At 60.2% G+C, this 7,155-nt stretch carries 8 protein-coding genes; all 8 read left to right on the top strand.

Annotated features, from left to right (window positions below; genetic code table 11):
• Window positions 1-138 precede the first annotated feature (138 nt).
• The 8 genes from ABLV12_RS20450 (at window position 139) to ABLV12_RS20485 (ending at window position 7,006) form a co-directional block, all read left to right on the top strand.
• Window positions 139-801 (top strand): TVP38/TMEM64 family protein, encoded by a 663-nt coding sequence (locus ABLV12_RS20450; RefSeq protein WP_064398412.1) that lies wholly within the window; start codon window positions 139-141, stop codon window positions 799-801.
• Window positions 791-1,489, top strand: coding sequence for a TVP38/TMEM64 family protein (locus ABLV12_RS20455; RefSeq protein WP_064398414.1), 699 nt, complete (start codon window positions 791-793; stop codon window positions 1,487-1,489). The genes ABLV12_RS20450 and ABLV12_RS20455 overlap by 11 nt, the downstream gene beginning before the upstream one ends.
• Window positions 1,486-2,037, top strand: coding sequence for a carboxymuconolactone decarboxylase family protein (locus tag ABLV12_RS20460; RefSeq protein WP_004112333.1), 552 nt, complete (start codon window positions 1,486-1,488; stop codon window positions 2,035-2,037). Before ABLV12_RS20455 ends, ABLV12_RS20460 begins: the two co-directional genes overlap by 4 nt.
• Window positions 2,038-2,046: 9 nt before the next feature.
• Complete coding sequence (locus tag ABLV12_RS20465; protein ID WP_070557299.1) at window positions 2,047-3,207, top strand: ABC transporter substrate-binding protein; 1,161 nt, start codon at window positions 2,047-2,049, stop codon at window positions 3,205-3,207.
• Window positions 3,180-4,715 carry an ABC transporter permease subunit gene (locus ABLV12_RS20470; RefSeq protein WP_064398417.1) on the top strand — a complete coding sequence of 512 codons (1,536 nt, stop codon included), beginning with the start codon at window positions 3,180-3,182 and terminating at the stop codon, window positions 4,713-4,715. Before ABLV12_RS20465 ends, ABLV12_RS20470 begins: the two co-directional genes overlap by 28 nt.
• The gene (locus ABLV12_RS20475; RefSeq protein WP_016808491.1) at window positions 4,715-5,347 is read left to right on the top strand and encodes an ATP-binding cassette domain-containing protein; all 633 of its coding nucleotides are present in this window, start codon (window positions 4,715-4,717) and stop codon (window positions 5,345-5,347) included. The genes ABLV12_RS20470 and ABLV12_RS20475 overlap by 1 nt, the downstream gene beginning before the upstream one ends.
• A gap of 78 nt (window positions 5,348-5,425) precedes the next feature.
• Complete coding sequence (locus ABLV12_RS20480) at window positions 5,426-6,721, top strand: rhodanese-like domain-containing protein (RefSeq protein WP_348867297.1); 1,296 nt, start codon at window positions 5,426-5,428, stop codon at window positions 6,719-6,721.
• A gap of 63 nt (window positions 6,722-6,784) precedes the next feature.
• A complete protein-coding gene (locus tag ABLV12_RS20485) occupies window positions 6,785-7,006 on the top strand; it encodes a hypothetical protein (protein ID WP_004112326.1) in 222 nt (73 codons plus the stop codon).
• Window positions 7,007-7,155: the final 149 nt, after the last annotated feature.

The raw sequence follows: 7,155 nt of genomic DNA on the forward strand, positions 1-7,155 counted from the left end.
TCAAAAAAGCCGCCGTAATAGATTGTGAACGTCGGCAAACTATTATACTGTCGCGCGCACTTTTGACCGCCCGCGTAAGACAGGAGAACCCAATGCAAAAGAAGCCGTCATAAAGCAGAGTATAAGCTGCTTTCTGTTGTGGTCATCCTGAGCATTTTTGCCTGTATTATCCAGCAGTCGGGTTTTGCCGAGCTGGTCACTCATTTACACCATCTGCGCGAAATTATCCGCCAAAGCGGTGGCTTCGGGTATGCGCTCTATATCTTGCTGTTTATTATCGCTACCCTGTTTTTGATTCCGGGCAGTGCGCTGGTCATTGCCGGCGGTGTACTTTTTGGCCCGCTGACGGGAACCTTGCTATCGCTGCTGGCGGCGACGGTCGCCTCCTCCCTGTCGTTCCTGCTCGCCCGTTGGCTGGGCCGCGAGCTGCTGCTTAAATACTTCGGACAGACGGCGATATTCCAGGCAATTGAAAGAGGCATTGAACGTAGCGGCTGCGACTTTTTAATTCTGACCCGGTTAGTCCCGCTGTTTCCCTATAATATTCAGAATTACGCCTATGGCCTCACGGCTATTTCATTCTGGTCGTTTACCTTTATTTCCGCCATAACCACCTTGCCCGGCATATTTATTTATACGCTGATGGCCAGCGAACTTATCCGCGACGGTATCACTTCCCTTTTTGTGCTAAAGCTAACGCTTGCCGGGCTGGTGTTATTTGTCCTGATTCAGGCAGCCAAAAGATATGCCCGCTATCGGCGGATCGACACGCAACGGTGGCGAATCAACGATGAAAAATAGCCAGGCGATCTACCGGATAATCATTGGCGCTACGCTGCTGGCGGGGCTGCTGGCATGGTGGCTGATCCCCGGCGTCAATGGGTTTATGCAGCGCAGCCTCGCCGCCTTTGCCACGCTCGATCAGCTGGCTATTGAGCAGTTTATCGACTCCTGGGGGCCGCAGGCGGCCCTGGTCTCCTTTGCGCTGATGATTCTGCAGGCGATTATCGCCCCGCTTCCCGCTTTTCTCATCACCTTCGCTAACGCTTCCCTGTTCGGCGCCTTCTGGGGCGGCGCGCTATCGTGGATGAGCGCCATGGCCGGGGCGGCGCTGTGTTTTTTCATCGCCAGAGTATTTGGCCGCGAAGCGGTGGAAAAGCTGATCGGCAAAAGCGTATTGCAGAGTATGGATGGCTTTTTTACCCGCTACGGTAAACACACCATCCTGGTTTGCCGCCTGCTGCCCTTTGTACCTTTTGATCCGGTAAGTTACGCGGCCGGACTGACCTCAATACGCTTTCGCCATTTTATGCTGGCTACCGGTCTGGGCCAGTTGCCCGCCACGATAGTCTACTCGTGGACCGGCAGCCTGCTGACGGGCGGTACATTCTGGCTGGTAACCGGTTTATCGATCCTGTTTGCGCTGGCGATCCTGGTGGTCGTCGCGAAAGCACTCTATCTTGAACAACAAAAGAGGCGTTCACGATGAGCTTACCCCCCCTGAAGTCAATTCCCCTGATTCTGCGCCCGCAGGCCTGGCTGCATCGCCGCCACTACGGCGAGGTGCTGAGCCCTATTCGCTGGTGGGGCCGCATTCCGCTGGTCTTTTATCTGGTGTCGATGTTCGTCGGTTATCTGGAACGCAAACGCTCGCCCCTCGAGCCGGTGCTGCGTTCGCTGGTCAGCGCCCGCATCGCGCAGCTGTGTTTGTGCGAGTTTTGTATTGATATCACCAGCATGAAGCTGGCGGAGCGCAGCGGCGGCAGCGATAAACTCCTGGCTGTAGCCGGATGGCGAGATAGCGCGCTATTCAGCGAACGCGAGCGGCTGGCGCTGGAGTATGCCGAAGCGGCCAGCATGACGCCTCCGGCCGTCGACGACGCGCTGCGCGATAAGCTGGCGGGACAGTTTGATGCTCAAGCGCTGACCGAACTCACGGCGCTGATCGGGTTACAAAACCTGTCAGCGCGCTTTAATTCGGCGATGGCGATCCCCGCCCAGGGGTTATGCCAGCTTCCCACCGATTCGAAACCATAAGGAGTGGTTATGCGTAGTTTGTTGGTCTTCGCTTTGCTGTTGCTTTCTCCGCTGTCCGCCAGCGCCAACTGGCAATCCACGCAACAAGAGGCTCGCGGCCAGACGGTGTGGTTTAACGCCTGGGGCGGCGATCCGGCGGTTAACCGCTATCTCGACTGGGTCAGCGAAGAGGTGAAGCGCGACTATGCCATCGACCTGCGCATCGTGCATATTGCCGATGCCGCCGACGCGGTAAAGCGCATTCAAAGCGAAGCCCGCGCCGGGCGCAGTTCAGGCGGTTCTATCGACCTGCTGTGGGTTAACGGCGAGAATTTCCACACCCTGAAAAGCGCAAATCTGCTGCAAACCCAGTGGGCGGAAACCCTGCCCAACTGGCGCTTTGTCGATACGCAAAAGTCGGTGCGCGAAGATTTCTCCATTCCTACCGACGGGGCGGAGTCGCCGTGGGGCGGCGCGCAGCTCACTTTTATCGCCCGCCGTTCGCAAACGCCCGACGCGCCCAACGATCCGCAGGCGCTGCTGGCTTTCGCCGCCGCGCACCCCGGTAGCGTTACCTATCCGCGGCCGCCGGATTTTACCGGTACCGCCTTTCTCGAACAGCTGCTGCTGACGCTGACCCCAGATCCTGACGCCCTGCGTCAGCCGCCGCAAGAGGCCAACTTCGCCGCCGCGACCGCGCCGCTGTGGCAATACCTTGACCAGCTTCACCCTCTGCTATGGCGCGAGGGCCGCGACTTCCCGGCTTCGCCCGCCCGTATGGATACCATGCTGACGAACGGTGTCCTCAGGCTGTCAATCACCTTCAACCCGCTGCACGCGCAGCAAAAAGCGGCCAGCGGCGAGCTGCCGAAAGACAGCTACGGCTTCGGTTTTAGCCAGGGGATGCTCGGCAACGTCCACTTTGTGGCGATCCCGACTAACGCCCGCGCGACGGCAGGGGCGAAAGTTGTCGCCAATTTCCTGCTCTCACCGCAGGCGCAGCTGCGCAAGGCCGACCCGGCGGTGTGGGGCGACCCCAGCGTGCTGGATCCGGCGAAGTTAACGGCAGATGAGCGCCAGTCCTTCAACGCCGTTGTGCCGCAGGATTTGCCGCCAATGCTGGGAGAACCGCACTCGGCCTGGGTAGAAGCGCTGGAGCAGGAATGGCTGCGCCGCTACGGCACGCACTAAGGCTGCTGGCCTGGGCCGCCGTCGCGCTGATCTATCTCCCGCTGCTGCCGGCCGTTTCTATGATGACGCTTCCGGCGCTGCGCCTGACGCTTTGGCAGTCGCTGGTTGCCGATCCGCAGTTCTGGCAGGCGCTGGCGGCGACTCTCGTCTCAACCCTGCTCTCGGTTGGCGGCGCGCTGATCATCACGCTCTCGGTTGTTGCCGCACTCTGGCCATCAAGCGGTTGGCGCCGGCTGGCAGCCAGGCTGCCGCTGCTGCTGGCGGTACCCCATGTCGCCTTCGCTACCGCCGCCCTGCTGCTATTTGCTGAAGGCGGCTGGCTCTCTCGCCTGCTGCCCTTTTTCATTCCGCCAGTTGACCGCTACGGCATTGGCCTGGGTCTGACGATGGCGGTCAAAGAGAGCGCATTTCTGTTGTGGGTGGTTTACGGCCTGTTAGGTGAGAAACGGCTGGCGGGACAGGCTACGGTATTAAAAAGCCTCGGCTATGGCCGCTGGCAGTGCCTGAAGTGGCTAGTGTTACCTGCACTGCTGCCAGCGCTGGCGATCGCGCTGCTGGCGACCGCCGCCTGGAGCCTTTCGGCGGTTGATGTCGCGCTGGTAATTGGGCCGGGCAACCCGCCGACGCTGGCGGTGCTGGCCTGGCAATGGTTGAGCCAGGGCGATGAACAACAGCAGGCCAAAGGGGCCCTTGCCAGCCTGGTATTACTGCTGACGCTCGTCATGATGGCGCTGCTGGCATGGGGAGCCTGGCGCGTCTGGCGGCGGCGGATCCCACCGGTTCAGGGGATCCGCCGCCCGCAGCCGCGGGCGCTCGTCGGGAAAAGCTTCGCGATTCTCCTGCCGCTGTGTGGCGCGCTCTGCGCGCTGCTGCTGGCGGCGACAGCGCAGAGTCGTGCTCCGCTCGGCGATAGTATCGGCAACAGTCTGTGGCTCGGTTTCTGCTCTGCGCTTCTCGGCGCGGTCGTTTGCCTGCTGTGGCTGGAGCTTGGCCCTTCCCGCTTCGGCGGCTGGATCTGGCTGCCACTAATTTTACCGGCGCTGCCGCTGGTGGACGGGCAATACCAGCTGGCGCTGTATACGTGGCAGGACGGCGAGTGGCTTACCGTTTTATGGGGCCATCTGCTATGGGTGGTACCATGGATGCTGTTTATTCTGCATCCCGCGCGTCGCGCGGCCGATCCGCGTGCGGAGTTGGTTGCCCGAACCCTCGGCTGGCATCAGGGGCGTATCTTCTGGCTGGTCACCTTACCTGCCCTGACGCGTCCGCTGCTGACGGCGCTGGCGGTGGGCTTTTCGGTAAGCATTGCGCAATATCTACCGACGTTATGGCTGGGAGGCGGGCGGATCCCAACGCTGACCAGCGAAGCCGTGGCGCTGAGCAGCGGCGGCGATATCGCCACCCTCGCCGCGCAGGCGCTGTGGCAGTTGCTGCTACCGGCGGTATTCTTTGCTCTCACCGCTCTGCTGGCCTGGCCGATTGGCCGCTATCGACAAGGATTACGCTAATGTTGATCGTCAAAAACCTGACTCTCAGACTCAACGGGCAGCCGCTGCTGCGCGACGTCGATTTTTCGGTCGCAGCGGGCGAGATATTGACGTTGATGGGCCCCTCCGGCAGCGGCAAATCGACGCTGTTCGCCTGGATGGTGGGCGCGCTGGCGGAAGATTTCCGCGCCGCAGGGGAGCTGTGGCTGGATAACCAGCGCTGCGACAGTTTACCCACCGAGCGGCGGCGTATCGGCATCCTGTTCCAGGACGCGCTGCTGTTTGACCACTTCAGCGTCGGACAAAATCTGCGGCTGGCGCTGCCCGCTGACGTCCAGCGTTCCCAGCGAAAACCGCAGGTAGAACAGGCGCTGGAGCGCGCCGGTCTGGAGGGTTTCTACAGCCGCGATCCGGCCACCCTTTCCGGCGGCCAGCGGGCGCGGGTCAGCCTGATGCGCGCCCTGCTGGCCCGACCGCGGGCGCTGCTGCTTGATGAGCCCTTTAATCGCCTCGACATTGAGCTGCGCGCCGATTTTCGCCGCTGGGTATTCGACGAACTGGCGCGGCTGGCCATTCCGGCGCTGCTGGTGACGCACGATCGCCAGGACTCTCCCGTCGGCGGGCGCTGTTTGCATATGAGCCAGTGGCAATGAAAGCCTGCGCTATCGCAAGGATTTTTCCGCTGAGAACGCCGAGAATTGCCGCTCAATTTTCTACTGTCGGGCATTTCGATGAAACGTGTTTCTCAATTGACCGCACTCGCCCTCCTGATGGGGCTTGCTGCTTCCACCTCCGCCGCTGAATCCATGCCAACGCTAACGCTCTCCACGCTGCAACAGCAGAACGGCGTCGCTATTGATACCCGTCTCAGCGCTTTCTATAACGGCTGGCCGCAAAGCGCTAACGGGCCTCATGGTCATGAACCGCAGGCGCTTAACCTGTCAGCCAGCTGGCTTGGCGCGATGAACGACGAACAGCTGAGCGCCTGGGCTAAGCTGCACAATCTGCAGACCTCTACGCCAATTGCGCTATACGGCAATGCCGACGACAACGCGAAAGTCGCGGCGCGCCTTCAGGCTGCTGGTTTCACTCATCTCAGCTCCCTCGGCGATGCCCTGAGCCAGGCAGGTCGCCTGCAAAAGCTGCCGCATTTTGAACAGCTGGTATATCCGCAGTGGCTGCACGACCTCCAGCGCGGCGAGCCGGTTACCGCCGCGCCTGCCGGTGAATGGAAAGTTTTTGAAGCCGCCTGGGGCGCGCCGAAGTTTTATCTGCTGAGCCATATTCCGGGCGCCGGTTATATCGACACTAACGAGGTGGAGAGCGAACCGCTATGGAATAAAGTGTCCGACGCGCAGCTTAAAGCGATGCTGGCAAAACACGGCATTCGCCATGACACCACGGTAATTTTGTACGGTCGCGACGTGTATGCCGCCGCCCGCGTGGCGCAGATTATGCTCTACGCCGGCGTGAAGGATGTGCGCCTGCTCGACGGCGGCTGGAAGACCTGGTCCGATGCCGGTCTGCCGGTTGAGCGCGGAACGCCGCCAGAACAGAAACCTGAACCGGATTTTGGCGCCCCCATCCCGGGCCAGCCGCAGCTGATGCTCAATACCGAGCAGGCTCGCGCCCTGCTGCATCGTCAGGATGCTTCGCTGGTCAGCATCCGTTCCTGGCCGGAGTTTATCGGTACCACCAGCGGCTACAGCTATATCAAGCCGAAGGGCGAAATTGCCGGGGCTCGCTGGGGTCATGCCGGAAGCGATTCCGCCCATATGGAGGATTTCCATAATCCGGACGGCACCATGCGTAGCGCTGATGATATCGCCGCGATGTGGAAATCATGGAATATTCTGCCGAGCCAGCAGGTCTCTTTTTACTGCGGCACCGGATGGCGCGCCTCAGAAACGTTTATGTACGCCAGGGCGATGGGCTGGAACAACGTCTCGGTCTACGACGGCGGCTGGTACGAGTGGAGCAGCGATCCGAAAAATCCGATTGCGACTGGCGATCGCAAGCCGGAGTGATATCGCGGCTTTGATGCCGGGCGATGGATTTGCCCGGCACGTTAATGATAAAGGACGATTAAATTGACCATTAATACTGAGTATATCGAAAATCTTATTCTGACATTTATGGTGGGTTTGCCCATCGTGACTACTGTCGCCGTTGCATGGCAAACCTGGCATAAACACAAATCCGATCCCGATACTTTCGGCAAACACTGGCGCGTATGGCGCAATGCGATCCTGACAATAATTCTCAGCGCTGGGGTGGGTTTTGGCCTGGTTCTGGCCAGCCTTACAAACTAATTCACTCCTGATTCGCCGTACCACCAGCGCTGTTATTTTCTTGTCGGCGCTGATTTTCTTTTAGACTCAGACACCTGTGTAAAGGCCGTCAGAACCCGTAGCCCGATGTGATGGACACCTCCCCCTTACGGCATCAAAGTGCCAGACTG

It is taken from the genome of Klebsiella sp. CN_Kp100 (genome assembly GCF_040065315.1).
Lineage (GTDB): Bacteria > Pseudomonadota > Gammaproteobacteria > Enterobacterales > Enterobacteriaceae > Klebsiella > Klebsiella oxytoca.